This is a genomic window from Paenibacillus rhizosphaerae, assembly GCF_014192015.1.
Classification (GTDB): Bacteria; Bacillota; Bacilli; order Paenibacillales; family Paenibacillaceae; genus Paenibacillus_AQ; species Paenibacillus_AQ rhizosphaerae.
The window spans coordinates 657258-682857 of the sequence record NZ_JACHXJ010000002.1 but is presented as its reverse complement, the minus strand read 5'-3'; the positions used below and the strand labels follow the sequence as shown (position 1 = coordinate 682857).

The window sequence follows — 25600 nt, the reverse complement described above, 5'->3', positions numbered from 1 at the left end:
GTTTGTTAATGGGCTGTAAACGCACCGTTAACTGTCGGCGGCCAAGGATAAGAAATAGATCCAACGATGTACCTACGGAAGACAATCCATTTTTAGCAGAAGTATTTCGGCCAGAATATTTCGGCTCAGCTGAAAGCCTATATAAGTGATACCAATGAATGATGATGGTGGCAAGTACGTAAAATGTCCCTACGATCTCTCTTGTTTTCGGATTTCTTGATTTGATGGAACCCACATGAGGCAGAAATCCGAAAGCCAAATGAGACCGCTTCGCTTCTTCGGAATCATTTTACTCCCTTGCTCACATCGTATTCTTTAGGTCAACTTATATTATATCATCCTCAGACAAACCGGAACTGCGCTTCGATCAGACCGTGGTACGTTCCCTGCTTCTGCATCAGTTCCTGGTGGTTGCCTTCCTCCTTGATTTCGCCGTGATCCAGCACGACGATTTTGTCCGCATGGCGGATCGTCGATAGACGGTGAGCAACGATAAAGGAAGTCCGGCCTTTCAGGAGCACCTTCAGCGCTTCCTGAATTTTCAGCTCGGTCTCTGTATCGATGCTGGCCGTCGCCTCATCCAGGATAAGGATGCGGGGATCGGCAAGAAGCGCCCGGGCGAAGGACAGCAGCTGACGCTGCCCCATGGAGAGCATGTTCCCCCGCTCCTCGACCTCCGTATCGTAGCCGTTCGGCAGCTTCATAATAAATTCGTGTGCGTCGACGGCCTTGGCTACTTCTTCGATCTCCTCATCGGTCGCATCCAACCGTCCAAAGCGAATGTTATCTCGGATCGTTCCCGAGAAGATAAACGTGTCCTGCAGCACGATTCCGATTTGGCTGCGGAGCGTATCCAGCTTCACGTCCCGGATATCCAGTCCGTCAATCGTAATTTTGCCCCCAGTTATATCATAGAACCGGCTGAGCAAATTAATGATTGTACTTTTTCCTGAACCGGTATGCCCCACGAGGGCGATCGTCTGACCGGCCTTGACGTCGAGGTTGATGCCCTTGAGTGCCGGGCGGCCCTTCTCGTACTCGAACACGACGTTCTCCAGCTTGATGTCGCCGTTAATTTTCGGCATCGGCTGGGCATTCGGCTTGTCATCGATATGCGGCTTCTCATCGATAAATTCGAAGATCCGCTCCGAGGAAGCCATCGCCACCAGCAGCTGATTGTACATTTGTCCAAGCCGGTTGATCGGCTCCCAGAAGTTGCCGACGTAGCTGGAGAAGGCGACCAGAAGGCCGACGGTCAGCTGGCCCTCCTGTATCAGATAAGACCCCAACCAGAACAGGATCAAGGTGCCGATGCCCCCGGTGATTTCGATCAGCGGGCCGAACCCTTGGTTCAGCGTGGACGCGCGGTCCCACGACTTTTTGCTGTCCATGTTCATTTTATCAAAAAATTTGATGTTCTCCTGCTCCTGCGTGTAGGCCTGTGTGACACGGATCCCCTGGATGGATTCGTTCAAATGCGAGTTGATCCGGGAGTTCTTCATTCGCACTTCCTGCCAGGCGCGGCGGATCTTGACCCGCAGCTTCGTGGAAATGAAAAACATGATCGGGACGGTCAGAACGACCGCAAGCCCGAGCTTCCAGTTGATCAGCATCAAAATGACCACGATTCCGACCAGCTGAACGCAGTCGATCATCAGGTTGACGACGCCGTTGGTGAACAGCTCCTGCAGGGAGTTGACGTCGTTGGTGATACGCACGAGCACGGAACCTGCCGGCCGCTTGTCAAAGAAGTTGAAGGACAGCTTCTGGATGTGCTGGAACAAATGCGAACGCAGGTCGTAGATGACGCGCTGTCCGATAATGTTGGTCAGGCGGATGCGGTACGTACTCGCGACCCACTGAATAATGTAAAGAACAAGTGCCGCTGCCGTAAGCAGATACAAAAGCGTCAGACTCGAATCGCCGTCTTTCGGAGCGATCGCCTTGTCGATCGCCTGACTGGTCAGGAACGGAACGGTCAGTTTCGTAATCGTCCCGAGGACCATCATCAGCAGGACGAGCGGCAGCATTTGCTTGGCGTAAGGCTTCATATAAGCGAACAGCCGGGTCAGCTGGGACCAGTTAAACGGCTTTTCGATGACTTCGTCATCCTGATACACGAAGCGTTCGCCGGTTACACCCGGCGTCTTGCCCTTCGGGTTATTCGTATTTGCGGCTCCCGGCCGCTGTTTATTCGTTTCCGCTGCGGGATTCATGAGCTCACCTGCTCTCCTGCATTCCCATTCATCCGGGCAATGTGGTCTGCATATTGAATATGGTATACATCCTGGTAAGGGCCAGGCACCGTGATCAAATCTTCATGCTTGCCGCGCTGCACGATTTTGCCCTCGTTCAGCACCAGAATCTGGTCCGCGTGCCGCAGGGAAGAGATCCGGTGGGCGATGATAAACGTCGTCCGGCCCTTCATCACTTCCTGGAAGCCCGACTGGATTTCATGCTCGGTTTCCATGTCGACGGCGCTTGTCGCGTCATCGAGGATGAGGATCTTCGGATTCTTCAGCAGCGCGCGTGCAATCGCGATCCGCTGCTTCTGCCCTCCGGAGAGACCCATGCCCCGCTCGCCGACCACCGTATCGTAGCCGTCCGGCATTTCCATAATGAAGTCGTGAGCTTTCGCCAGCTTGGCAGCCCGGATGATCTCGTCCATCGTCACGTCCTTCAGGCCGTACGCGATGTTATTGCGGATGCTGGACGAGAACAGGAACGTCTCCTGGAACACCGACGCGATTTGGCTGCGCAGGCTCCGGACTTGAATGTCATTGATGTTCTTGCCGTCCAGCTTGATGCTGCCGCTGTTGACGTTATACGCATGCATCAGCAGCTGAATGATCGTCGATTTCCCTGATCCGGTTCCGCCGAGCAGGCCGATGACCGATCCTGGAGGCGCATCCAAATTGATGTCCTGGATAGCGGCCAGCTTGTTGCCATAGGCAAAGGTAACATGCTCAAAAGTGACATGCCCTTTCACTTCGTCGGAAGACAAAGGGACGGCATTGTCTTTATCCTTGACGTCAATCGGCTGGTTCAGGAGCTCGATCACCCGCTCTCCCGAAGCTTCCGACTGCGTGTAGTTGTTGATGAGATAACCGATATTCCACATCGGGCCGATAATGTACCAGATCAAGCTGAAGAAAGCAACGAGTTCGCCCAGAGACAGCGATTGATGGATGACCAGCGTGCCTCCGACGCCGAGGAGCAGCACGACGCAGATGGACGCGAGAAGCTCCATGACCGGAAAGTAGCGGCTCCATAAACCCGAAGCGAAGATCTGGTTGTTTTTGTAGCGTTCGTTCCGCAAGGAAAACTTGTCGACTTCGTGAGGCTCACGCGCAAATGATTTGACCGTACGAACTCCTGTAATGTTCTCCTGCACCGAAGTCGTCAGCGCACTCAGCGCCAGGCGCATTTCCTGGAATGCCGGGTGAATCTTGCCTTCGAACTTCAGGGCGACAAACACCAGGAACGGGATGCTGATCATGGTAGCCAAGGTCAGCTGCCAGCTGATGGACAGCATCATGATCGCCCCGAACACAACCATCAGAATCGTGTTCAGGATTTGCGGGATGCCGAAGGCGATAAATTGACGGATCGCTTCGAGATCCCCGGTCAGACGGGACATCAGGTCACCGGTTCTGGCCGTGTCGTAATAGCGGAAAGACAATACTTGCAGCTTCTCATAGCAGCCGTTACGCAAACGGTATGCCAGATAGTTCCCCAGTCTTCCGCCGAGCATGCCGCTTAAAAACTGCATTACGGCTTTGAGGGTGACGACACCGATAACGGTGAGCGCCAGAGCGGGAACGAGCTCAAAATGCCGCGGAACGATCGCATCGTCGATCAGCTTCCGCAGCAAATTCGGGGTAACAAGCCCCAGCGCAGTAGCTATGGCGAGGCAGAGTATAGATAAATAAAGAAAACTGCGCTTCGCCCAAAAAAAGCCCTGCATTTGCCTGAGAACATTCATGGTTCTCCTCCTTCGAGTCATGTGAATGCTTGAAAATCATTCGCGTAAGTTGTGAACATTTATGAAGTTTAACACCGTCTCTCAGAGGCGGCAAAGAGGATAACAGCGCATATTTTCGCCGCTTTGTCAATGGTTCGGCATTAACTGTATATAATCCGGGTTTACTTATCAAATCATGCCAAATCCTCTCAATCTCTGCACTTCCCGATAAAAAGCCATCTGGTGTTGTAAAAGCGCTTCCTGACTTGGGGGAAAGCTTCCATTTTTCGGTGTCCGAAACGGCCGTCGCGGGGTCAGCGGACCGGTCAATACCTGGACTTGCCGGCCCAACATATTGAAAATAAAAAAGCCCCTGCAGCAGGGGCTTCGGCATTGAAATTACCGGCTTTGCCGGTGATGGAGTATTTAGTTAACGTCATTCATTCCTGTTTTGCATGAGGTTTCCGATGAGAACGGCCCTTATCGACTGCTCCCTGGCCATCGGACCGAAGATCTCGGTATCGAAACGGCTATCGGCCAAATGCGAATCAGTGTCTCGCGTCCGTGACCGTGCGGTTTCCTAAGATGTCATTCGCTGTTCAATATGAAGGAGTTCGGATGCGAGGGTATCCCACGTCTCCGGCCGTTCGCCCTGTTCCAGCGAGGCGGTCAGCGCATCGACCGTTTCCTCCAGCTGCTCCTGCAGCCTGCCGGCCTGCCTATGCTGAGCATCCGCCATCCGCTGTGCGTAAAAATCCGACAGCAGCCCCTCCTGAGCGGAAACTTCGCGGCTCAGTGCTTCTTTGATCTGTTCTTCAACAGCCGCGCGCATTTTTTCGCGTCCTCCGCCTTCAAAAAAAGCCTTCGGCGATTTGAAATATCCCCAGCCCGCGTTCCAGTCGACGATGCCTTCCAGCTGAACTTCCTTAAGCTCCGGCGTTTCCCACTCTTTTTCCTCCGGCGGATTCAGCACCAACCCGGCATCTAGAGCGGATATATCCTCTGTCGTCTGTACGGCAGCCGCATACACGATTTGTTTGCCTTTGTTCTCCAAACGAAGCGTCGTGGCAAGCAGCTCCTGTTCCAGCTCACGAACGAGCGTCCGTTCCAGCTCGCGTCCGCACCCGGTAAACACCCGCTTCAGCTGTCCCGCATCCTCACGCAGAACGGAAGGATGGAACGTTTCGTTAAAAAAGTCACCCATTCCGAAACCGATCCGCTGTCTCACGTGGAACAGCAGCTCTTTCGTTTCCTGTGCAATCAGGTTCCCCTGCTGCATTGAGGCAAACTGCCCGACAAGCCCCTTGGCCTGCTCGGCTGTCCGGACCAGCTCCTGCTTGCGCTGCTGCCTGCTGCCTGCATCCTGACGGGACAGACGCGCCCATTCCTCCGCCCTTTTCCGCGCAGCCGACACCTCGGATGCGGCGGCTTGAAGGGACAGCTTGGGCAGTTCTTCCCCGGCGAAGGCCCCGAGCGCATCCTCGAATGCGCCGAGCCCCGAATGTGCCAGCATCGCTTCATCTCCGCCCAGCTTCGCCTCGAGCGCGGTCATGCTGGAGAGGGGGTAAATATGCGGCAGCCGGATGCCCCGGGCTTTCAGGTTGCCGTCCACATGCTTGACGACCTGCTCCAGTTCATCCGGGGAAGAGGCCAGATCGGCCGCGTTGACGATGAAAAACATTTTATCGAGGGCAAAGCTGTCCTTCACCCGGCCGAGCTGGGCCAGGAACTGCCTATCGCCTTTGGAAAACGCATGGTTATAATACGTCACAAAAACGATGGCGTCCGCCTGCTTCATGTATTGGAACGTCACGCCGGTATGGCGGGCGTGCAGTGAATCGGCCCCCGGCGTATCCACAAGCACGATCCCCTGCTCCGTCAGCGGAGAGCTGTAATACAGATCAATCCGGTCGACATAGCAAGATTTGGTCTCATCCGCCACAAAAGAGCGGTACTCGGCCATGTCAACGGTCTGATCGCTGCCCAGCAGCGGCTTTGCCAGTTCCCAACCCGCGGCGGCCGCCTTGAGAAATCCGTAATGCGGCAGGCCGGCCGGATGAACGCCTTCCGGCTTCATGGAACGTACCGCTTCGAGCCAACCGTCGCCTTCAGGCTTACCGAGCTGGAGGATCGAGAAGGAATACGCCAAATCGTCCTGGAAGGCCTCGGCCGACTTCATCTGCACCCTGGCCGTCCCGTGCGCATACTCGCCCTCGGGGGCCAGAATGCGGTTGATCGCCGCTGTCGTCGGATGCGGCGAGACGGGCAGCACGCTGTCGCCGAGCAGAGCGTTGGCGAACGAAGACTTGCCGGCACTGAACGCGCCGAACAGTGCCATCGTGAACGAGCCGCCGGCCAGCGCCTCGGCTCGGCCCTCCAGCCCCCGCGCGGCGGAAGCGAGCGCGGGATGGCGCCCCAGCAGCGCAGCCGCTTCGCGCAGCTGCGCCGCGGCCGCGTCAAGCCGCTGGCGGCGGCCCTTGGCCGCGCCGCCCTGCGGCCCCGCCCCTGCATGCGGGGCGGGCTTCACAGCGGGCGCCGCCATCGGCGCGCCCGCTTCTTCCCCGGCCGGCGGCGCAGCCGGCCGGGCTGGGGCGCTCACCCGCGGCAGGGTGCCGGGGGTGAGCGCCTGGTGCGGCGGCAGCAGGCGCGCCGCCGCTTCCTTGCGCGCCGCGATGGCCGCTGCCAGCTCCGTGTAGCGGGCCATTGCGGCGGACTGCTCCTGCAGCGCGGCCAGCTCCTGCTGTGCGCGCTGCTTGGCGGGCGCGGCGGATGCCTCGACATCCGCCAGCATCTCTTCCGCCGCGTCCAGCGCAGCGCGGCGGTACAGCGCCTTGATCTCTGCCGACAGCTTGCGGCAGTAGTTCAGCAAATATTCGCCGGACAGCACCGCGCCCGGCTCCACCGTGCTCTCCAACAGCTCCGGCCCGATGACCGGCATCAGATCGGCAAGCTGCTTATCGCGTGCCTCGTTCCAAATCCGGTGGGATTGTCCCCAGCGTCGCAGCAGCTCCTGAAGATGCCACCCGATCTGGGAGGCGCACTGCTCCCGCAGGGACGACAGTAAGCCTTCTAATCGTTCCTGTTTCTCCTGCTCCGTCTTTGCCCCGGAGAACAGAAAGCCCTTCTTGAAGCCCGGCTTGCGGCTTTCGAGAAACAACTGCACCCGGTCGCGCAGATCGGCCGGCGTCAGGTTGGCATTCTCCAGCAGCCCTTCCACCTCATGGCGGACCGTTTCGCGCTCAAGCTGCTTGATGTTTTCAAGCCGGCCGATCTCCTCCCTGAGCGCGCCCATCTCCCGTTCCAGCTCCGCCGCCTTCTCCGCGCCACCCATCTCCTGCAGCAGCTGCTCCATCTCTTCCTGCAGCGAATCGGCGAATTGCGCCGTATGCTGCTCGGCGATATGACGCGCGGAGCAGTCGATGCTGTAAGACAAGAGCGGCGCCCGCTGGGCGATCAGCTCCTGCACCAGGCCATCCAGCTGAGCCCGCTGGTTATACGGATGCTCAGGGTTTTTCAGCGAGAGAAACAGCAAATTTTCGTAATGAACCTGCCACCGCTTGAAAGCAGCCTCCACTTCCTCGCGGTAGGTATCAAAGGATAGCTCACGCTCCCTGTGCTTATCGATTTGGTTGACGATCAAGTACAGCGGTTTGCCCCAATCCGACAGGCTCTTGGCAAACACCAAATTGTTTTCGGACTGGACATGGTTATAGTCCATCACATACAGAACGACATCCGCCAAATGAAGCGCGGAGTGGGTTGCTTTTTGATGGCCGTCGTCCGTCGAATCCACCCCGGGCGTATCCATGAACACGCCGTGCTCCCCAAGCAGAGGGACTTGATCCCACACTTCCACCGATGAATAGTCTCCGCCGTTGGTACAGTATTCGTACAGTTCCTCCAATGAGACCTGCAGCGGGTCTGCGGTCTCCCTGAAGGCTTCGTCACCCGCGCCTGCGGCTGGATAGATCAGGGCGCGCGGCTCGCCATTGCGGATAGAGACGACGTTGGCGCTGGTCGGCACTGGACCGGAAGGAAGCACCTTTCGGCCGCATAAGGAATTGATCATGCTGGATTTCCCCGCCGAGAAATGGCCGCAAAAGGCAATGGTCATTTCCCCGGCGTCTGCTTTATGTATTAAATCCTCGATTAGACTCGCAGATCTCGCATCGCCCCAAGCGGCAAGCTGCTCCTTCAGAGGCTGCAGCGCAAGAGATCCTTGGCTAGCTGTGGTTTGGACAGTGAACGACATGCTGACTACTCTCCCTTGTGTCAATTGACCGAATGAGGCGGCTCGTGACGCTTTTTGCCTGAAAACCCATTCAAATAGTTTTATTTTAACATTCCACGGATGGGTTGGAAATCATTTTGCCGGACAAAAAAAATAAAACCGAATCACCATTCGGTTTTATCCTGGGCCTTGCTATGCATATACAGGCCGTTAAATCGACGCGCTTTCGAGTTCCGGAATCAAAATCTCAAAGACTTTGCCGTGCTGCAGAATCGTCAATCCCCGGGACTTGTCCTTCATGACGACGACTTCAGGCTTGACGGACATCCGGTCCAGGTAATGCTCGGGCACGTCGCCCGAATGGCTCACCGTGATTCCTTCGACTTCCTTCTCTTCGTTTTCGTTCAGTTTGCTTTCCACGACCGTGTCGAAAATATCGGAAAACATTTCAAAATTGTCTGTGTACACCGAAATGCATTTCATCTAAATCCCATCCTTCTCCATCTTTGTTCTTCCTATCCTGTATGTTCCTTATCTTTTCTGATTTGGGACGTCTTCATACGTTTTTTTCCTTCACGGCACACATCGAGCAGCGGACATACCTGACATTTCGGATTCTGCGCCTTGCAGTGATACCGGCCGAAGAAGATGAGCCTGTGGTGCGTGATCGTCCACTCATCCTTGGGCACCCGCTTCATCAGCTTTTTCTCCACTTCAAGCACCGAATCTTTCCAGCCCGCCAGCGCAAGCCGTTTGGATACCCGTTCAACATGTGTATCCACCGCAATCGCCGGAACGTCAAACGCATTCGACACCACCACATTGGCCGTCTTGCGTCCTACGCCGGGAAGCTGTACCAGCTTGTCATGCTCATGCGGAACCTCGCCGCCGTACTGTTCGATCAGAATTCGGCACAGGTTATGGATATGCTTTGCTTTGTTCCGGTACAGACCGATCCGGCGGATATCCTGTTCGAGCTCCTCCAAGGGAACCGAAACATAATCCTCAGGCGTTTTATACTTTTGAAAAAGATCCTTGGTTACCTTGTTTACCGTTTCGTCCGTACACTGGGCGGACAACAGGACCGCGATCGTCAGCTCGAACGCATTGCTGTGGTTTAATTCACAATGCGCATCGGGAAACATCGCTCCGATCGTGTCCAAAATATAGCGAACGGTTTCAGCCTTCATGCGAAGTACCTCCTGCACAAAAAAAACGTCCTGACGCGGGTAAGAACCCCGCATCAAGACGGTGTATCTTATGACCATTCCCAAAGCATACTATTGTTTCTGTATTTCTACAATCGTTCCATTGTTTAAATACAATACAATAGTATCATTTTCTTTCAGGGATTGCACGGTCAATATCGTGTCACCTTGGTGAATATATGCGCCCGGCGAAAGCGTGTATTGGTTGGCATCATTGACATTTTGCCGTTTCACATATATTTCCTTCGCATAACTGTCATATTTCCAGTAGGTCTGGGTCGTTACGTTCAGCACCTTGACCACGGCATTGCCGCTTTCGTCCTTGCGGACTTCGATGCGGTTGCCCGCAGCCAGATTCCCCAGGCTCAGAGCGCTGCCGGCGTCATTGACGATTTTCGACCCGGTTCCGAGCTTGAACGTTTCCGTCGTTCCGGCATAATCCTTCACCGTAATGCTTGGCGATGCCGCAGAAGAATCCACCGCGGTGATTTGGCCCGTCGTCAGCTTGACGATTTGTGCGGCCGCCGCGTTCGTGCCGTTAATGGTCACGTTGAGGATTTGTCCGGCGCGAATATCCGCCAGCTCCACAGCCTGACCGTTATCTCCTGTCAGGGCGGCTTTATCCAGATAGAATTGGCTCGTTACGCCATCCTTTTTCACCGTAATCCGGCTGCTTGTATAGTTCATGTCCACGACTTCAAACTGAACCGTCGATTTCAGCAAAATGGACGAAACCGCATCCTGCGCCGCATTCAGCACGAGGGCAACCTCGCTTCCGACCTTCACGTCGGACAGGGACGCGTTACTTTTGCCGTATGCTTGAACGGCCGGATTACTGTACGGCAGCACGAGTGATTCCCCGCCCGGCGTGACCACGGTAATTTTCTTGGCAGCCGTATCGATCGCGGTTACCTTGCCGTCGTACTGGTAGATGACCTCCAGCGACAGCGCCCGGTTCGTCAAGTAGCTGACGTTCACCTTACGGCCGGTCGTCAGCAGCGATTCGATGCCGGACAGCGTCGGATTTGCCGTGTTGTACACCAGCTTGGTTTTGTCGTCGAGCGTCACGACGAACGGCTTTTTGTTGGCGTCCATCAGCGTGAGCAGCTTCGTCTTCGGTTCATAGGATACGACCGAGGCTCCGCGTTTTTGCTCCATTTGACGGTTCAGCACCTCGATTTTGGTTACCTGCTCGTCAGGGTTCAGCGTAATTTGCACCTGGTCGCCGGCGGTGGAATCCGCGATCAGATCGCTCAGAAGCGGTGCGCTGATGCCGCTGATGACGATTTCCGGCTTGCTGGCGAGAAGCTTCACTTCGAGAGCTCCGCCGTCCCGCTTGTAGGTAATAGTCGAGCCGTTTGCTCCAATCTCATACAAGGATCCGCGGATCGTCCGCTCCACTCCCTGTTTTAATTCAATCGACTGAATGATGTTGTTCTTGATCGTGTAATTAATGGTGGAACCCGCTTTCAGCTCGGACGGAGACAGAATCTCATTCTGGTAACTGAAGAACGAGCTGGCATCCCAAGTGTAGCTCTCAAGATTGCCCGCGTCATTTTTGATGACGAGCGATTTGGTGGCCGTATCGATGCTCTGCAGCGTTCCGGTGCCCGTCTTGTTCACGATCCCGGACTTCACTTGAACGATGACTGTTTTCTTGGCAGAGCTGAACGTCTCACGGGATACCGACACCTTGCTGCCGACCGCGATGGCGGAAGGATCGATCTTCGCTCCGTTCTGGTCCAGGAACGTCGTGCCCGCATCATATGTAAACTGCTGGAACGTGCTGTTCGTTTCGATCCAGAGAATGTTCCCCGGAGACAGCTTCTGGAACGTTCCTTCCGTGCTTTCCAGCTGAACGGTTGGATCCGTCACTTCCACGTATCCCGCCTTCGTCCCGCTGCCGATGACCATCACTTTCGTGTACGGCTTCAGATCCGCAAAGGCAATCTTTGTTTCCGAATCGCTTGTAAAATAACCGGTTGACGCATCAATCGTGTAGCTCCGCACACTGCCGTCTACATACAAATCTAGCTTGTTATCGCTCAGCCCGGTGATGATGCCTTCGGCGGAGTTGTCGTACTTAATGTTGTTGTGGGCTTCGGCCCGGCTGAAAAAGGTCGCCAGCTGGGCGCGCGTAACCGATCCTTGCGGATCAAAGCGGTTCCCATCCACACCGTTCGTCAAGCCCAGCTCCAGCGCAACGTTCACAAAGCCGCGTTTTGAAGCAGAAATCTTGCTGTTATCGGCAAACGTCGTGGCCTTTGAGGCCGCGGCGGAAGCTTCGCTTTCCTTGCCCAGGGCGCGTACCAGCACTTCGGTGATCCATTCCCGGCTCGCCTTCCGCTCGCCCCAGGTTCCCTTTTGACCGGTGGCCGCGCTTTCGGACGTCTTGTTCAGCAGGCTTTGCTGGAAAGCCAGTGCAACGTATGGCTTGAAGTAATTATTTACGACCACATTCTCAGGCAGCGCAACGGCCGTGTCCGTGCTCAGCTTGTTCTGAAGCCCGGCAAAGCGGATCGCCATCGTTACGGCTTCCTGCTGGGTCACATAATCGTTTGGACGGAACAGGCCTTTATCGCCGAGGATAATGCCTTGGGCAGCAAGCTTGTATATATGCTTCTCAGCCCAAAATCCGCTCTTGACATCACTGAATTGGCCAACGGAGGCTGCTGTTACGCTCGCTCCAGTCGTCGTCTGGGTATCCGCGAATACCGCTGTTCCCGAGCTCAATGCCATCATACCGACCAGTACGGCGGAGACGACTTTTTTAGAAGGTAAGGAATGATTGCTGCGTTTATGAACCATGATAGTGCCCCTCTCTGAAATAAATAGAAAGAACTAAAGCGGATGCGCCCGTTCCCCGGGAATAATAGCTCCCGCAAAGGATGCGCGGCGCTCCGACTTTAGTTCGTTACTATCAGCCATTCTCTAGCTGTATATAATTCGACATCCAGGAGCCGAGCTCCTGCTTTTTTTCCTGAATTTCCCCAAAAAAATCAGTGTCTTGTCATTGGATGCTCCAAATCGACATGCCCCATCAGGCTTTCCACCTTGGCGCCGTCAACCAGCAGCTCGATCGACTTTACTTCGTCAAACTGGAACAGGGTGTTGCCGAGCGCATCCAGGGCGAACTGCTCGCCCCCTGCACCAAGACGGGCCTCATCCGGCAGATGAATGTCCATTGTAAGCTGGCCGTCCTTCATGCTCAGCGATTTGAGTTCCACCTTGCCCCACAGAGGAACGAGGTCGGATTTGTCGCTGGCCTGCAGCGCTTCGAATGCCTTCTTATACTTTTCATCGTCGCTGCTGAAGCTGATTTCCTTCTGGGCTTTGTGCAAATCCAGTTCCTCAGGGTCTGTATAATAGACGTCGATATTCAGGCTTTTTTGGGTCGAATCGGTCGTTTGCGAGGACGTGGATTGGCCCTGGCCAGCCGCCTCTTGACCCTGCCCTTGCGAACCGGATGGGGCTTGTCCTTGGTCTGAACTTTGGTCCTGCCCGCTGCCGGAACTCACGGCACTATCGGTGCCTTCAGTTCCTGTTTCTCCGGCTGCCGCATCTCCGCCGCTGCCAGTCACCTGCTGATCGGAGGCCGTCTCCTGCTGCTGATCTGGTGCGGCGGTCGGCTTCTGGCCGCAGCCTGCCAAAGCAACCAACGCCAGAGCCAGAACTCCTGCACACCAAACTTTTTTATTCATTGACTTCCCGCCTCCTTTTTCCTGCGACTCATCATTAGTTCACACCCAAATACTCTTTAATCCCGCTGACGATGCCTTTGGCAACCCGCTGCTGGAAGCTCTCCGAGAAGAGCGCGGCCTCATCGTTTTTGTTGCTCAGATAACCGACTTCCAACAGCACGGCCGGCATCTTCGTTTCGCGGATGACGTGGAAATTGCCGTAGCGGACGCCGCGGTCCTTCAGTCCAGTGGCTTGTACCAGGTATTTATGCATCACGTTGGCCAGCGCCTTGCTGGCATCCCGCTGATAATAAGTTTCACTTCCCGTTGCCACGGAGGAACCTGCACTGTTCGCATGGATGGAAATAAACACATCCGCCTTCAAATCGTTAGCGATCTTCACCCGTTCGCTCAGCTCCAGGAACGTATCGTCGCTGCGGGTAAGAACGACATCGATGTTTGGATCATTTTTGAGCAGAGCCCCTACTTTAAGGGCAACCGCCAGGTTAAACGCTTTTTCCTTTTTGCCGGAAACGCCTGATGCGCCTGGATCCTGATCGCCATGGCCCGCATCAATGACGACGATCTTTTTGCCGCCTCCGCCAACTGGTGTGGAAGGAGTGCCGCTGTCTGATGTGTTCAAGTCGATGATATACATCCCGTTTTCATTGGTCAGCTTATAATTTTTCGCATAATTCAGATCAATGACCACGCGTACTGTGGAAGGATTATCGTTATACAGCGAGTAACGGATCTTGGAAACATCCGGATAGCCGCTGACGCTGATTGAGCCGTTATAATTGCTGTCCAGCGGAGAAGAACCGCTGAATTGATCCGAAAACTTCGCGTTCGTCAGATCGATGACGACCCGGTCGGGACCTGTCATTTTAAAACTGCTGGCCTTGACCGATCCGCTGGTTGCGATCAGCAGCCGGTTGTCGCTAAAGCTGAGTCCATTCACCAGCCCGACGCTGCTGTCGTTGTCGCCGCTTCCGCTGCCAGGTACGGTCGAGCCGCCATTGCCTGCACCGGTGCCGGCATTTCCGCTGTTTCCGGAGTTCGAATCCGGGGTAATTAAATATACCGCTTTCTTCACATTATCCCAGCTGACGGTCAGTCCCATTTGCTCACTCACAAAGCGAAGCGGGACGATGACCGTGTCGGTGCGCAGAATCGGCGCGATATGAAGTGCAACCTTACTGCCGTTAACCGTAGCATTCTTTTGATTAACAACAAGCTTTATGACTGTCGAGTCCTTTTGTATGGTTACCGTGCCGGTCTTCTGCTCCCATGTGACATCAAATCCCAGACTCTCTCCGACCACACGAAATGGGATCATCGTATTGCCCTTCACATTTTCAACCACTGCATTACCTGTAAGCTTCAGCTCATTGTCATTCAAAAAAATCTTTGTGCTCCCTGCCGCAGCCTGTCCATTATGAGGAAACGCCAAAATGAAGACAAAAATAAACGCTAACAAAAAACCAAACTTCTTCATTATTCACCCCTACCATTCTCAAATTTTTCAACTACTTTTTGACGTTTCGGCTTAGGCATCTTCGACATCACCAGACATTTATTAGACGCGAGCCCCCTTGAAAAGTTGCGAATATATTCCTCTATATGCAAAAGTTTTACTATGACTTTGGATGGACAAAACCGGGATTTTATGTATCCATGATTCAAACACCCCTGCTGAAAAGCACGGTTTCTCAAAAAAACATGCCGACTCCCGTTAGGAATCGGCATGCTTATTCGTTCATGGATTGAAGTGAGGCCTTATTCGCCTCTCTTGATCGGATGGTCGAGGTCCATATGGCCCATCAGGCTCTCCACGGCTTGGCCGTCGACGAGGAGGTCGATCGCTTTGATTTCGTCGAATTGAAACATCGTTTGCTTGAGCGAGTCGAGGGCAAATTGTTCCCCGCCCGACCCCAGCCGGGCTTCGTCCGGAATATGAATGTCCATATGCAGGAGACCTGCATCCTGCGGGTCCACTGACATTTTGGTCAGTTCGATTTTACCCCACAGCGGAACGAGGTCGCTGCTGCCGCTGTCTTGAAGCGCCTTAAACGCGTGCACGTACTTCTCGATATCCGATTCGAAGCTGATCTCCTTCTGAGCCTTTTTCAGCTCCATTTCCTGCGGGTCGGTGTAAAATACATCAATAGTCAATTTCTGAACGCTGGGTTGATCCTGAACTGCCTGACCGCCCGCTTCTCCCTTTGTTTCCCCAGTATCTCCACCGCTGTCGTTGCCCGAAGCGCTGCCTGTCGTACTGTCATCCGGCGGAGTGCTTTCCGCGTCCGGCGGCGACGTGCTGTCGTCCGCTTGAAACGAGCTCGGTTCGGAAGCGCTCGCCGGCGGAGGCGGAGCCGTCTTCGCTTTCTGACCGCAGCCTGCTCCCACAATCATCACGGCGGACAGAAGAACTGCGCACCATATTTTTTTATTCACCATAACACTCCTTTCAGCCAAGTTCCGGATCCTACAATCCCAAATATTCCTTGATGCCGTTCACGATCCCCTGCGCGACGGCCTGCTGGACGTCTTCGGAGAACAAGGTTGCCTCATCCTTCGGATTGCTTAGATATCCAGCCTCCAAGAGAACAGCCGGCATTTTGGTCTCCCGAATAACGTGGAAGTTTCCGTATTTCACTCCCCGGTCCGCCAGGCCCGTAGCCTGAACCAAATACTTGTGCAGCACGTTTGCCAGTGATTTGCTCGCATCACGCTGATAATACGTTTCGCTGCCGCTCGCCGCGGACGAGCCCGCGCTGTTCGCATGGATGGATACAAACACGTCGGCATTCAGATCGTTGGCTATTTTAACACGGTCCTTCAGCTCGAGGAAAGTGTCATCGCTTCTCGTCAGAACAAAATCGATGTTGGACTCATTCCCGAGAAGCTGTCCGACTTTCAGGGCAACCGCCAAGTTGAAGTCCTTCTCCTTCGTTTTCGAATAACCGATCGTCCCGGGATCCTTGGCCCCATGGCCGGCATCAATCACGACGACCTTCTTCCCGCTGCCTCCGACCGGAACCGACGGCGTCTCCGAAGCTAAATTCAAATCGACGATAAACATTCCGCTTCCGGACGGGTCCGGGTAAGCGGCATAATTTTTGGCATAGTTCAAATCAATCACGATCCGAACGGTAGACGGGCTGCTGCTGAACAACGAATACCGGATTCCGGAAACGTCGGGATACCCGCTGACGTCCAGTTTGCCTTGGGCGTCGGCGTTCAGGTTCAGCGTATCGCCCAGCGCTGACGAGAATTGGGTCTGCGGCAGATCCACGACGATGCGGTCCGGATCCTTCATCGTAAACACTTTCGGCACCACATCGCCGTTGCCGGAGGTAGCGATCATCAACCGGTTGTCGCTAAAGCTGATGCCTGTCAGCTCGGCAATCCCCTCCTGACCGGTCATGCCGGATCCTTCAGAGCTGCCTGCCGGAGCGGTGTTGTTGGAATTGCCGCTCCCCGTATCGGGAACCGGTATCGTGCCTCCGCTGCCTGCACCTGTTCCCGGATCGGATCCCGAAGGATTCGTTGCATCCGTCGCCAGATACACGGTTTTATTAACGCCATCCCAACTGACCGCAAGCCCCATTTGCTCGCTCACGAACCGGATCGGCACAACGACGCTGCCCTTCTGCAGGAGCGGCGGCTGATCCAGGCTCACCTTTTTGCCGTTAACGGTTGCCGATTTCTGCTTCACGACAAGCAGCATCTTGGTGCTGCCTTTCTCAATCGTGACCTTCTGCGACTTCTGCTCCCAATCTACGGCAAATCCAAGATTTTCACCGACCACGCGGAAGGGAACCATGATGCTCCCGTTCACGTTGACAACGCCTGCATCCACTGGCATGTCCAGTTGCTTGCCGTCCAGCACGATCTCCGTGCCGCTTGCCGCCGATACCGACGGCGCCTGGGCGCCGACAATAAAGGCGAACATCAATAAAAACAGTAAAAAGCCGAATTTCTTCATGTTCCACCTCTGACAAACTGATTTTTTGCTGCTGCTCGTGACAAAGCCGGCAGAATTTATGTATAAAAAAAACATTAACGGTGTTTGATGTATAACAATTTCTGTGTGCTAAGCTTATATTCCTGCTTGATTTTACAAGTTTTTACCTGTTTCATTCCCCAATTTATCCAAATATCGACCTCCCATGACTACTTCTACTCCTCTGGGTATACCACTGGTTCCAGCAAAAAAAGCCCCCATACTCCTTATCGGAGCATGGGAGCTTATAATGAAGGGCAGGGCCCATCCGGCTGGCTAAGTTACGCGAACAAGCGAGCCCCGCGCTTTTGCTCATAGGCGGCGATGGCGTCTTCATGTTGAAGGGTCAGGCCGATATCGTCCAGGCCTTGCAGCAGGAACTGACGGCGGTGCTCATCCAGTTCGAAATCGATATGCAGACCTTGGGCATCCGTGATCGTTTTGTTTTCCAAATCAACGTTCAGCTCGTAGCCTTCATTCGCTGCCGTACGCTGGAACAGATCTTCCACCTGCTCTTCAGACAGCTTGATCGGCAGAATGCCGTTCTTAAAGCAGTTGTTGTAGAAAATGTCTGCGAACGACGGAGCAATGATGCATTTGAACCCGTAGTCCATGATCGCCCATGGCGCATGCTCACGGGAAGATCCGCAGCCGAAGTTGGCTCTGGAAATCAGGACCGAAGCGCCTTTATAGCGCGGCTGGTTCAGCGAAAATTGCGGGATGTCGTTGCCCTGCTCATCGAATCTCCATTCATAGAACAGAAATTGTCCGAAACCGGTGCGCTCGATCCGCTTCAAAAATTGTTTAGGAATAATGGCATCCGTATCCACGTTCACCCGGTCTACCGGAGCGACGAGACCTGTTAATTTCGTAAAAGCTTCCATGTTTATTCTCCTCCTTAGCTGCTGACCGCTTCCGTTTTGAAGTTCCAATCACGGACATCCGTGAACCGACCCTTGATCGCTGCTGCCGCAGCCATTGCCGGGGATACGAGATGCGTGCGTCCGCCGCGGCCCTGACGACCTTCGAAGTTACGGTTGGACGTCGATGCGCAGCGCTGTCCCGGTTGGAGAACGTCCGGGTTCATCGCCAGGCACATGCTGCATCCGGCATCGCGCCATTCGAAGCCCGCTTCGGTGAAAATTTGGTCCAGTCCTTCCTTCTCCGCCTGGATCTTGACGCGTCCCGAGCCCGGAACAACGATCGCCGTTACCCGTTCGGATACCTTGTGGCCCTTGGCAACCTGGGCGGCGGCACGCAGGTCCTCGATCCGGCCGTTGGTGCAGGAACCGATAAATACGTAGTCGATTTCGATTTCCGACATCGGTGTCCCTGGAGTCAAGCCCATATATTCAATCGCTTTCTCAGCCGCTTTGCGTTCGTTTTCGGTCGGCAGTTCCGCCGGCACCGGCACACGAGACGTAATGTCCGTGCCCATACCCGGGCTCGTTCCCCAGGTCACTTGCGGGATCAGTGTTTCCACGTCGAACTCCACCACACGGTCGTAAGCTGCGCCTTCGTCAGTGACGAGCTGCTTCCACTGCTCCACCGTTTGGTCAAAATCGCTGCCTTGCGGCACGTATTGGCGTCCGCGCAAATATTCGAACGTCGTTTCATCCGGAGCGATCATGCCCGCTCTCGCACCGCCTTCGATCGACATGTTGCAGACGGTCATCCGCTCTTCCATCGACAGCTCGCGAATCGCTTCGCCCGTGTACTCAATGACATAGCCTGTAGCAAAATCCGTGCCGTACTTGGCGATGACGCCGAGGATCATGTCTTTCGCCGTTACGCCGGGATTGCGCTTGCCGACGAAGCGCACTTCCATCGTCTTTGCTTTGGCCTGCTGCAAGCATTGGGTAGCCAGCACGTGTTCCACTTCGCTTGTGCCGATCCCAAACGCCAGAGCGCCGAATGCGCCGTGAGTCGAGGTGTGGCTGTCGCCGCAGACAATCGTTTTGCCCGGATGGGTCAACCCGAGTTCCGGTCCCATAACGTGCACGACCCCTTGATCAATCGTATCCAGATCAAAGAGGGTGACGCCAAAGTCGCGGCAGTTCTGCGACAGCGTATCGATCTGCTGCTTGGAGATCGGGTCCTTAATGTTAAAGCGGTCCTTTGTCGGTACGTTATGGTCCATCGTTGCGAACGTCAGCTCCGGACGGCGTACCTTGCGGCCGCTCAGGCGCAGGCCCTCGAAGGCTTGCGGGGACGTTACCTCGTGGACGAGGTGCAAATCGATGTACAAAATGCTCGGCTTGCCTTCTTCCTGATGAATCACGTGGTTATCCCAGATTTTCTCAAACATCGTTCTTTTACTCATCACTGTCACCTCTTCATGGTTTCGATCCTTGGAAGAGACGCCGGACACAAGGCAATCCGGCCCGGCAGCCTCTTGAATTACAATAAATATAGCATTTGCAGCTTAATTGATCCAAGATATAATATCTATAAAAGTAATAGGAATTAACTATCAAGCAAAGCGCGTTTCATCCGCTAATTTATAGAAAGCAAAGGAAGGTGTCTCATGGAATTTAGACAGCTACAATACGCACTCCAAATCGCCCAGGAGCGGAATTTCTCCCGAGCCGCCGAGAAGCTGCACATCGCCCAGCCCTCCTTGAGCCAACAGCTGTCCAAGCTGGAGAAAGAGCTCGGGGTGCTGCTGTTCCAGCGCAATACCAGCACAGTGGAACTGACCCATGCCGGGGCTTCCTTCATGGAGCAGGCCCAAAAAATTATGGACGCCGTAGAGCTGCTGCGCCAGGAAATGGCTGATATCTCCCAGCTGAAGAGCGGAAAGGTGGTCATCGGCAGCATGCCGATTACAGGCGCGCACTTGCTGCCGCATGTGCTTCCCACATTCAAACGCCAGTACCCTGACATCGAAATCACCCTGCTGGAGGACTCTTCCATGAACCTGGAGAAGCTGACGGCCGGAGGCAAATCGGACCTCAGCTTGCTCTCCCTGCCGCTGCAGGAGCCTTCGCTGACATACGAGGTGATCGGCGAAGAAAAGATCGATCTTGCCGTACCGGAATCGCATGCGCTTGCGGCCAGAGCCAAAGGCGGGAAGCCGGTTCCCGTACGGATCGATGAGCTGAGCGAAGAATCGTTTATCGTGCTCAAAAAGGGGCAGGGTTTCCGCAAAATAACCTTTGATCTGTGCCAGCAGGCCGGCTTCGAGCCCAAGGTCGTCTTTGAGAGCAACAACATGGAGACGATCCAGTCGCTCGTTGCCACGGGCATGGGCATCACGCTGGTGCCGCGGTTTATCGCGCGCGCGCCGCGAAGCGAATTCGTGCCGGTATACCTTCCCCTTGCCGAGCCGGTGCCGAGCCGGACGCTTGTGGTCGCATACCGGCGCGGACGGTATTTGTCCAAAGCGGCCGAGGCTTTTATTGAAACGTTCAAGGATACGCTGAATGATCTGGTTTAAAAAAACGTGTAAAAGTCCGGGCGGAGAGCCCGGACTTTTTTGTGTGCGTTGTGCGTTGTGCTTTAGCGGTGTGCGGTTTACAATTTACGGTAAATATCGGGGCGCCGGTCCTCGAACACCGGAATCCGGCCCCTCACTTCATCGACCAGCCCAAGATCCAGTTCACCGGTCACGATCTCTTCGCCATCGCCGCCTTCGGCCACAATCTCGCCCCAGGGGTCGATGATGAGCGAATGGCCGAAGAACTCGGTGGTTCCGCTCACGCCAACGCGATTGCAAGCGATGACATACATCTGGTTTTCGATCGCCCGGGCCATCAGCAGTGTGCGCCAGTGGTGCAGTCGCGGATGCGGCCATTCGGCCGGCACGATCAGTACTTTTACGCCATTCAGGGCCTGGGTGCGGGCCAGCTCCGGAAAACGGATGTCGTAGCAGATCGAAGCCCCGGCTTGAAAGCCCTCACGCAGGGCAAAGCTGACGATTTCGCCGCCCGCCTCAAGATGCTTCTCCTCGTCCATCAACCGGAACAGGTGAATCTTGGAATATTGGGCCGTAGTGTCACCTTGTTCGTTAAAAACGTACATCGTGTTGTAGATGCCGCCGTCCTTTTTCTCCGCGATGGAGCCGCCAACGATCGTCACTCCGTGCCGCTTGGCAAAAGCTGATAACCATTCCCGGCTCTCCCTGCCATCCGGATCCGCGAGCTCCTGGATCTGCTCCAGCGCGTATCCTGTATTCCACATTTCCGGCAGCACCAGCAGGTCCGGCTTCGGATCGGCAGACACCGCCCGCTCCATCAGATCTTCCATATGGCTGCGGTTCGCCTCCGGCCGGCCGATTTGAATATCGGCCTGTATCAAAGCGGCCCGCAGCGCCGCGTGCTCAGTTAAAGGCATGATTGGTTCCTCCCCTGGATCAAGACGCGAACGATTTGATCCGCAAATCTCATTTGTATACCATAATAGTCCCTGCCCATTCCGCGTGCAAGCTGTCATTTCCCTCTATACAGCCCGGATAAATCGTGATAGATTTAAACATATTATTCTCAAGTCTAGACCGGAGTGATTTGATATGCATTCATCAGAGGACAACGCACGTCTGACATCCGCTTTTCCCATCGTACCCGCCGAGGTGATGACTCAGCTGCCGACCCAGTTTTTCGCCACCCTCGTCCAGAAGGTGAACCGGGAAATCGCGGCGGGGCATGACGTCATCAATCTGGGGCAAGGCAATCCGGATACACCGACGCCGGGACACATCGTGTCCGCGCTGCAGGAAGCGGCAGCCAACCCGCTCTATCATAAATATTCGCCGTTCACAGGCTATGCCTTTTTAAAGGAAGCAATCGCGAAGCGCTATCTCGAAGACTATGGCGTGGAGCTTGACCCCGAGCAAGAGGTTGCCATTTTGTTCGGCGGAAAAACAGGACTGGTGCAGCTCCCGCAGATTTTGCTCAATCCGGGTGATCTGTGCCTCGTTCCGGATCCGGGATACCCCGATTACTGGTCCGGCGTTGCGCTGGCCAAAGCCGAAATGGCATTTATGCCGCTGCTGCCGGACAATGCCTTCCTGCCGGATTACAGCCGAATCAGCCCGGCGGACCGGGCACGCGCCAAGCTGATGTTCCTGAACTATCCGAACAATCCGACATCAGCCGTCGCCCCGCTAACCTTCTACGAGGATACGGTCCGCTTCGCCAGAGAGAACGGGATCGTCGTCGCGAGCGATTTTGCTTACGGCGCCATCGGCTTTGACGGCGAACGCCCCGTCAGCTTCCTGCAGGCACCGGGGGCCAAGGAGGTCGGCATCGAATTCTACACCTTGTCCAAAACGTACAACATGGCCGGTTGGCGCGTCGGATTTGCGCTGGGCAACCGGGACGTGATTTCGCTCATCAACAACCTGCAGGATCATATCTATGTCAGCCTGTTCGGCGGCATCCAAGCCGCGGCGGCTGCGGCGCTCACCTCCTCCCAGGACTGCGTACAGGAGCTCGTGCAGCGGTATGAATCGCGGCGCAACGCCTTTTTCGATGTTCTCGGCCGCATCGGCTGGGCGGCGGAGAAACCGGGCGGTTCCTTCTTCAGCTGGCTGCCCGTGCCCAAAGGCTTTACGTCGGAGTCGTTTGCCGACCTCCTGCTGAATGAAGCCAAGGTGGCCGTTGCTCCCGGCATCGGTTTCGGCCGGCATGGCGAAGGTTACGTCCGCGTCGGGCTGCTGACGTCCGAGGAGAGGCTGCAGGAAGCAGCCGAGCGGATCGGACGGCTGAATCTGTTCGTATAACCTTTTGCAAAGACCGCCGCTTCGTGGTATTCTAGGTGAAAATAAAGCGGATGAACCAGAGAAAGCATGCAGTAACATAATGAAACGCGTTGACGGGACCAGTAAGAACGACCACTCGCGCCCAGAGAGTAAATTCCACCGGCTGAAAGAATTTACCGCGAGCCCTTCCGAAACCTACCCCTGAGCGGCCTGCCTATGTGCGGGACAGTGCCTTCTGTTACAGGGCCCAAAGCCGGATGATTCATTCATCAATAAAGGTGGTACCGCGGAAGTATAAACTTTCGTCCTTTGCTCCAAAGGACGAAAGTTTTTTTGTTGTTTCAAGATGTTTTTATGAGGAAAATAGCGCAGTCTTATATTAGAAAAGGAATGTGATATCATATGCCATCTCGAGTCGTCGTCAAAATCGGCAGCAGCTCGCTCACAAGCGTTGAAGGCGGACTGAACCGCGATGCGGTCGCCTTCTTTGCAGGCGAAATTTCAGCCCTCAAAAAAGCAGGATGCGAAGTGCTGCTCGTGACCTCCGGAGCCGTTGCGGCCGGGTTCCGGACGATCGGCTACAGCTTCCGGCCCAAGCTTCTGCACGAAAAGCAGGCCGCAGCCTCCGTCGGCCAGGCGCTGCTCATGCAGGCGTACCAGGAAGCATTCGCCTCGCACGGCATCACCGCCGCGCAAATCCTGCTTACCCGTACCGACTTTTGCAGCCGAAAGCGTATGAACAATGCCAGCATGACCGTCGAGGAGCTGCTGAAGCAGGGGGCGGTCCCCATATTCAATGAGAACGATACCGTTTCTGTCGATGAGCTGAAATTCGGCGACAACGACACGCTGTCAGCGCTTGTCGCCAACTTGGTCAAGGCCCAGCACCTGCTGATCCTGACCGATACGGACGGTCTTTATACGGCCGATCCAAGGAATAACCCGAATGCGATCCGGTTTGACCACGTCGGGGAAATTACCGAGGAGATTTACTCCATTGCCGGCGGCGCCGGTTCATCCGTCGGTACGGGCGGTATGCGTTCCAAGGTAGACGCCGCCAAAATCGCTACCCGCGGCGGCGTGCCGGTCTTTGTGGGCCGCGTGACCGAGAACGGCGATCTTCGAAGTGCCATGGAAGGCCGCGGCAAAGGAACCTACTTTGACACCGAGCTGCATTCCCTGCCAATGAAAAAACAGTGGCTCGGGTTCATGTCCACCCCTCTCGGCACCTTGTATGTGGACCGGGGGGCGGAAGAAGCGCTCGTTCATGGCGGCCACAGTCTCCTCCCCGTTGGCGTGAAGCAGGTCGAAGGCCAGTTTCATGCCGGCGACGTCGTCGAAGTGCTGAACCTGGAAGGGACGGTCTGCGGCCGCGGCATCGTCAATTATGACGATGAGCAGCTCAGACGGATCCAGGGCAAGGGCAGCGCTGATGTGATCCGGACGCTGGATACCGTTCACCGGCTGGAAGTGATTCATAGGGATGAGTGGATTACCTTAAAATAGGTTACTCACATAATAAGAACAAGGAGGCCTTTATGATATGAGTGAAGTAAGATCAAAAGCAGAACGCGCCGGCGCTGCCGCCGCCGTATTAAACCGGCTGAGCAGCGACGACAAAAATCAGGCGCTGCTTCGCATGGCCGAGGCGCTGCGCCAGAAGCAGGATGAAATTATCGTGGCCAACGCCGAGGATCTGGAGCGCGGCCGTCAGCAGGGAACCTCATCCTCGCTGCTTGACCGCCTGGCGCTTAATGCGCAGCGGATCGACGCCATCGCCGCCGGGCTCGAGCAAATCGTCCAGCTCCCCGATCCGGTCGGCGACGAGCTGGAGAATATCGAGCGGCCGAACGGGCTCCGCATCCGTAAATTGCGCGTACCGCTTGGCGTTATCGGCATCATTTACGAAGCGCGTCCGAACGTGACCGTCGACGCCGCCGGCCTGTGCCTGAAGACGGGCAACGCCGTGGTGCTGCGGGGCGGTTCCTCCGCCCTCTCCTCCAACCGCAAAATCGTCGAGGTACTCCACGGCGCCCTGGCCACCACCGCCATTCCGCCGGAGGCCCTGCAGCTGATCGAGGATCCGAACCGTTCCTCGGTCGACGAGATGCTCAAGCTAAACGGCCTGCTCGACGTTGTCATTCCGCGCGGAGGCAGCTCGCTGATACGCACTGTAGTGGAAAACGCCACGGTGCCGGTCATCGAAACGGGCGCCGGCATCTGCCATACGTATCTGGATGAGACGGCTGATCTCGATATGGCCGAGGCGATTTCGATCAACGCCAAGGTGCAGCGTCCCTCAGTCTGCAATTCGATGGAGACGCTGATCGTGCACCAGGCGTTTGCCCGGGAACATCTCGTGGCGCTGGCCGGTAAATTGAAGGAAGCCGGCGTGGAACTGCGCGGCGACGAAGAAACCCGCAGAATCGTGGACTGGGCTCTCCCGGTCACAGAGGAAGATTATGCAACAGAGTACAATGATTACATTTTGAACGTAAAAATTGTAGAATCGATAGATGAGGCCATGCAGCACATTGCTGCTTACGGTACCAAGCATTCCGAATGCATCGTTACCGCTGATCAGCGCCATGCCGAACGTTTCCTGCAGGAAGTGGACGCTGCCGCCGTTTACCATAACGCATCCACCCGCTTTACGGACGGCTTCGAATTCGGATTCGGTGCGGAGATCGGCATCAGCACGCAAAAGCTGCACGCCCGCGGCCCGATGGGCCTGCCGGCTCTGACTTCCACGAAATACATCATCCATGGAAATGGACAAATTCGCGGGTAATACCGGGGCTCTAACC

At 55.4% G+C, this 25600-nt stretch carries 17 protein-coding genes; 4 read left to right on the top strand and 13 right to left on the bottom strand.

The window, feature by feature from the left end; translation table 11 throughout:
* Window positions 1-341: 341 nt before the first annotated feature.
* The 12 genes from FHS19_RS11765 to leuC all read right to left on the bottom strand — a co-directional run bounded on the left by FHS19_RS11765 (window position 342) and on the right by leuC (window position 19415).
* Entirely contained in the window at window positions 342-2216 is a 1875-nt protein-coding gene (locus FHS19_RS11765) for an ABC transporter ATP-binding protein (protein WP_183582018.1), read from the bottom strand.
* The gene (locus FHS19_RS11760; RefSeq protein WP_183582017.1) at window positions 2213-3985 is read right to left on the bottom strand and encodes an ABC transporter ATP-binding protein; all 1773 of its coding nucleotides are present in this window, start codon (window positions 3983-3985) and stop codon (window positions 2213-2215) included. Before FHS19_RS11760 ends, FHS19_RS11765 begins: the two co-directional genes overlap by 4 nt.
* Before the next feature lie 559 nt (window positions 3986-4544).
* Window positions 4545-8216, bottom strand: coding sequence for a dynamin family protein (locus tag FHS19_RS11755; RefSeq protein ID WP_183582016.1), 3672 nt, complete (start codon window positions 8214-8216; stop codon window positions 4545-4547).
* A gap of 189 nt (window positions 8217-8405) precedes the next feature.
* On the bottom strand, window positions 8406-8678 hold the full coding sequence (locus FHS19_RS11750) for an NAD/NADP transhydrogenase alpha subunit (RefSeq protein ID WP_183582015.1): 273 nt from the start codon (window positions 8676-8678) through the stop codon (window positions 8406-8408).
* Window positions 8679-8710: 32 nt separating this feature from the next.
* On the bottom strand, window positions 8711-9385 hold the full coding sequence (gene nth, locus FHS19_RS11745) for an endonuclease III (protein WP_183582014.1): 675 nt from the start codon (window positions 9383-9385) through the stop codon (window positions 8711-8713).
* Window positions 9386-9475: 90 nt separating this feature from the next.
* Window positions 9476-12211 (bottom strand): S-layer homology domain-containing protein, encoded by a 2736-nt coding sequence (locus tag FHS19_RS11740; RefSeq protein ID WP_183582013.1) that lies wholly within the window; start codon window positions 12209-12211, stop codon window positions 9476-9478.
* Window positions 12212-12402: 191 nt separating this feature from the next.
* Entirely contained in the window at window positions 12403-13104 is a 702-nt protein-coding gene (locus FHS19_RS11735) for a GerMN domain-containing protein (RefSeq protein ID WP_183582012.1), read from the bottom strand.
* A 34-nt stretch (window positions 13105-13138) separates the two neighbouring features.
* Entirely contained in the window at window positions 13139-14581 is a 1443-nt protein-coding gene (locus FHS19_RS11730; protein WP_183582011.1) for an N-acetylmuramoyl-L-alanine amidase family protein, read from the bottom strand.
* Between the two features lie 281 nt (window positions 14582-14862).
* Window positions 14863-15543 carry a GerMN domain-containing protein gene (locus FHS19_RS11725; RefSeq protein WP_221223908.1) on the bottom strand — a complete coding sequence of 227 codons (681 nt, stop codon included), beginning with the start codon at window positions 15541-15543 and terminating at the stop codon, window positions 14863-14865.
* Between the two features lie 28 nt (window positions 15544-15571).
* Entirely contained in the window at window positions 15572-17074 is a 1503-nt protein-coding gene (locus FHS19_RS11720) for an N-acetylmuramoyl-L-alanine amidase family protein (RefSeq protein ID WP_183582010.1), read from the bottom strand.
* Window positions 17075-17373: 299 nt separating this feature from the next.
* Window positions 17374-17976 (bottom strand): 3-isopropylmalate dehydratase small subunit, encoded by a 603-nt coding sequence (gene leuD / locus FHS19_RS11715; RefSeq protein WP_183582009.1) that lies wholly within the window; start codon window positions 17974-17976, stop codon window positions 17374-17376.
* A gap of 14 nt (window positions 17977-17990) precedes the next feature.
* Window positions 17991-19415 carry a 3-isopropylmalate dehydratase large subunit gene (gene leuC, locus FHS19_RS11710; protein ID WP_183582008.1) on the bottom strand — a complete coding sequence of 475 codons (1425 nt, stop codon included), beginning with the start codon at window positions 19413-19415 and terminating at the stop codon, window positions 17991-17993.
* A gap of 204 nt (window positions 19416-19619) precedes the next feature.
* On the opposite strand from leuC, the gene FHS19_RS11705 reads away from it, so the two are divergent.
* The gene (locus FHS19_RS11705) at window positions 19620-20531 is read left to right on the top strand and encodes a LysR family transcriptional regulator (protein WP_183582007.1); all 912 of its coding nucleotides are present in this window, start codon (window positions 19620-19622) and stop codon (window positions 20529-20531) included.
* Between the two features lie 77 nt (window positions 20532-20608).
* Here the strand turns inward: FHS19_RS11705 and FHS19_RS11700 are convergent, their stop codons facing one another.
* The gene (locus tag FHS19_RS11700) at window positions 20609-21427 is read right to left on the bottom strand and encodes a carbon-nitrogen family hydrolase (RefSeq protein WP_183582006.1); all 819 of its coding nucleotides are present in this window, start codon (window positions 21425-21427) and stop codon (window positions 20609-20611) included.
* Between the two features lie 175 nt (window positions 21428-21602).
* Between FHS19_RS11700 and FHS19_RS11695 the strand changes: the two genes are divergently transcribed.
* The 3 genes from FHS19_RS11695 (at window position 21603) to FHS19_RS11685 (ending at window position 25584) form a co-directional block, all read left to right on the top strand.
* Window positions 21603-22814 (top strand): pyridoxal phosphate-dependent aminotransferase, encoded by a 1212-nt coding sequence (locus FHS19_RS11695; RefSeq protein WP_183582005.1) that lies wholly within the window; start codon window positions 21603-21605, stop codon window positions 22812-22814.
* A 381-nt stretch (window positions 22815-23195) separates the two neighbouring features.
* The gene (gene proB, locus FHS19_RS11690) at window positions 23196-24299 is read left to right on the top strand and encodes a glutamate 5-kinase (protein WP_183582004.1); all 1104 of its coding nucleotides are present in this window, start codon (window positions 23196-23198) and stop codon (window positions 24297-24299) included.
* A 37-nt stretch (window positions 24300-24336) separates the two neighbouring features.
* On the top strand, window positions 24337-25584 hold the full coding sequence (locus FHS19_RS11685) for a glutamate-5-semialdehyde dehydrogenase (protein ID WP_183582003.1): 1248 nt from the start codon (window positions 24337-24339) through the stop codon (window positions 25582-25584).
* Window positions 25585-25600 lie beyond the last annotated feature (16 nt).

Coding starts and splice junctions, on each gene's coding strand:
- FHS19_RS11750 (WP_183582015.1), bottom strand. CDS start 8,678: ATGAAATGCATTTCGGTGTACACAGACAATTTTGAAATGTTTTCCGAT.
- FHS19_RS11760 (WP_183582017.1), bottom strand. CDS start 3,985: ATGAATGTTCTCAGGCAAATGCAGGGCTTTTTTTGGGCGAAGCGCAGT.
- FHS19_RS11735 (WP_183582012.1), bottom strand. CDS start 13,104: ATGAATAAAAAAGTTTGGTGTGCAGGAGTTCTGGCTCTGGCGTTGGTT.
- FHS19_RS11700 (WP_183582006.1), bottom strand. CDS start 21,427: ATGCCTTTAACTGAGCACGCGGCGCTGCGGGCCGCTTTGATACAGGCC.
- FHS19_RS11730 (WP_183582011.1), bottom strand. CDS start 14,581: ATGAAGAAGTTTGGTTTTTTGTTAGCGTTTATTTTTGTCTTCATTTTG.
- FHS19_RS11695 (WP_183582005.1), top strand. CDS start 21,603: ATGCATTCATCAGAGGACAACGCACGTCTGACATCCGCTTTTCCCATC.
- FHS19_RS11740 (WP_183582013.1), bottom strand. CDS start 12,211: ATGGTTCATAAACGCAGCAATCATTCCTTACCTTCTAAAAAAGTCGTC.
- leuC (WP_183582008.1), bottom strand. CDS start 19,415: ATGAGTAAAAGAACGATGTTTGAGAAAATCTGGGATAACCACGTGATT.
- FHS19_RS11720 (WP_183582010.1), bottom strand. CDS start 17,074: ATGAAGAAATTCGGCTTTTTACTGTTTTTATTGATGTTCGCCTTTATT.
- FHS19_RS11685 (WP_183582003.1), top strand. CDS start 24,337: ATGAGTGAAGTAAGATCAAAAGCAGAACGCGCCGGCGCTGCCGCCGCC.
- FHS19_RS11755 (WP_183582016.1), bottom strand. CDS start 8,216: ATGTCGTTCACTGTCCAAACCACAGCTAGCCAAGGATCTCTTGCGCTG.
- FHS19_RS11765 (WP_183582018.1), bottom strand. CDS start 2,216: ATGAATCCCGCAGCGGAAACGAATAAACAGCGGCCGGGAGCCGCAAAT.
- FHS19_RS11705 (WP_183582007.1), top strand. CDS start 19,620: ATGGAATTTAGACAGCTACAATACGCACTCCAAATCGCCCAGGAGCGG.
- leuD (WP_183582009.1), bottom strand. CDS start 17,976: ATGGAAGCTTTTACGAAATTAACAGGTCTCGTCGCTCCGGTAGACCGG.
- nth (WP_183582014.1), bottom strand. CDS start 9,385: ATGAAGGCTGAAACCGTTCGCTATATTTTGGACACGATCGGAGCGATG.
- FHS19_RS11725 (WP_221223908.1), bottom strand. CDS start 15,543: ATGGTGAATAAAAAAATATGGTGCGCAGTTCTTCTGTCCGCCGTGATG.
- proB (WP_183582004.1), top strand. CDS start 23,196: ATGCCATCTCGAGTCGTCGTCAAAATCGGCAGCAGCTCGCTCACAAGC.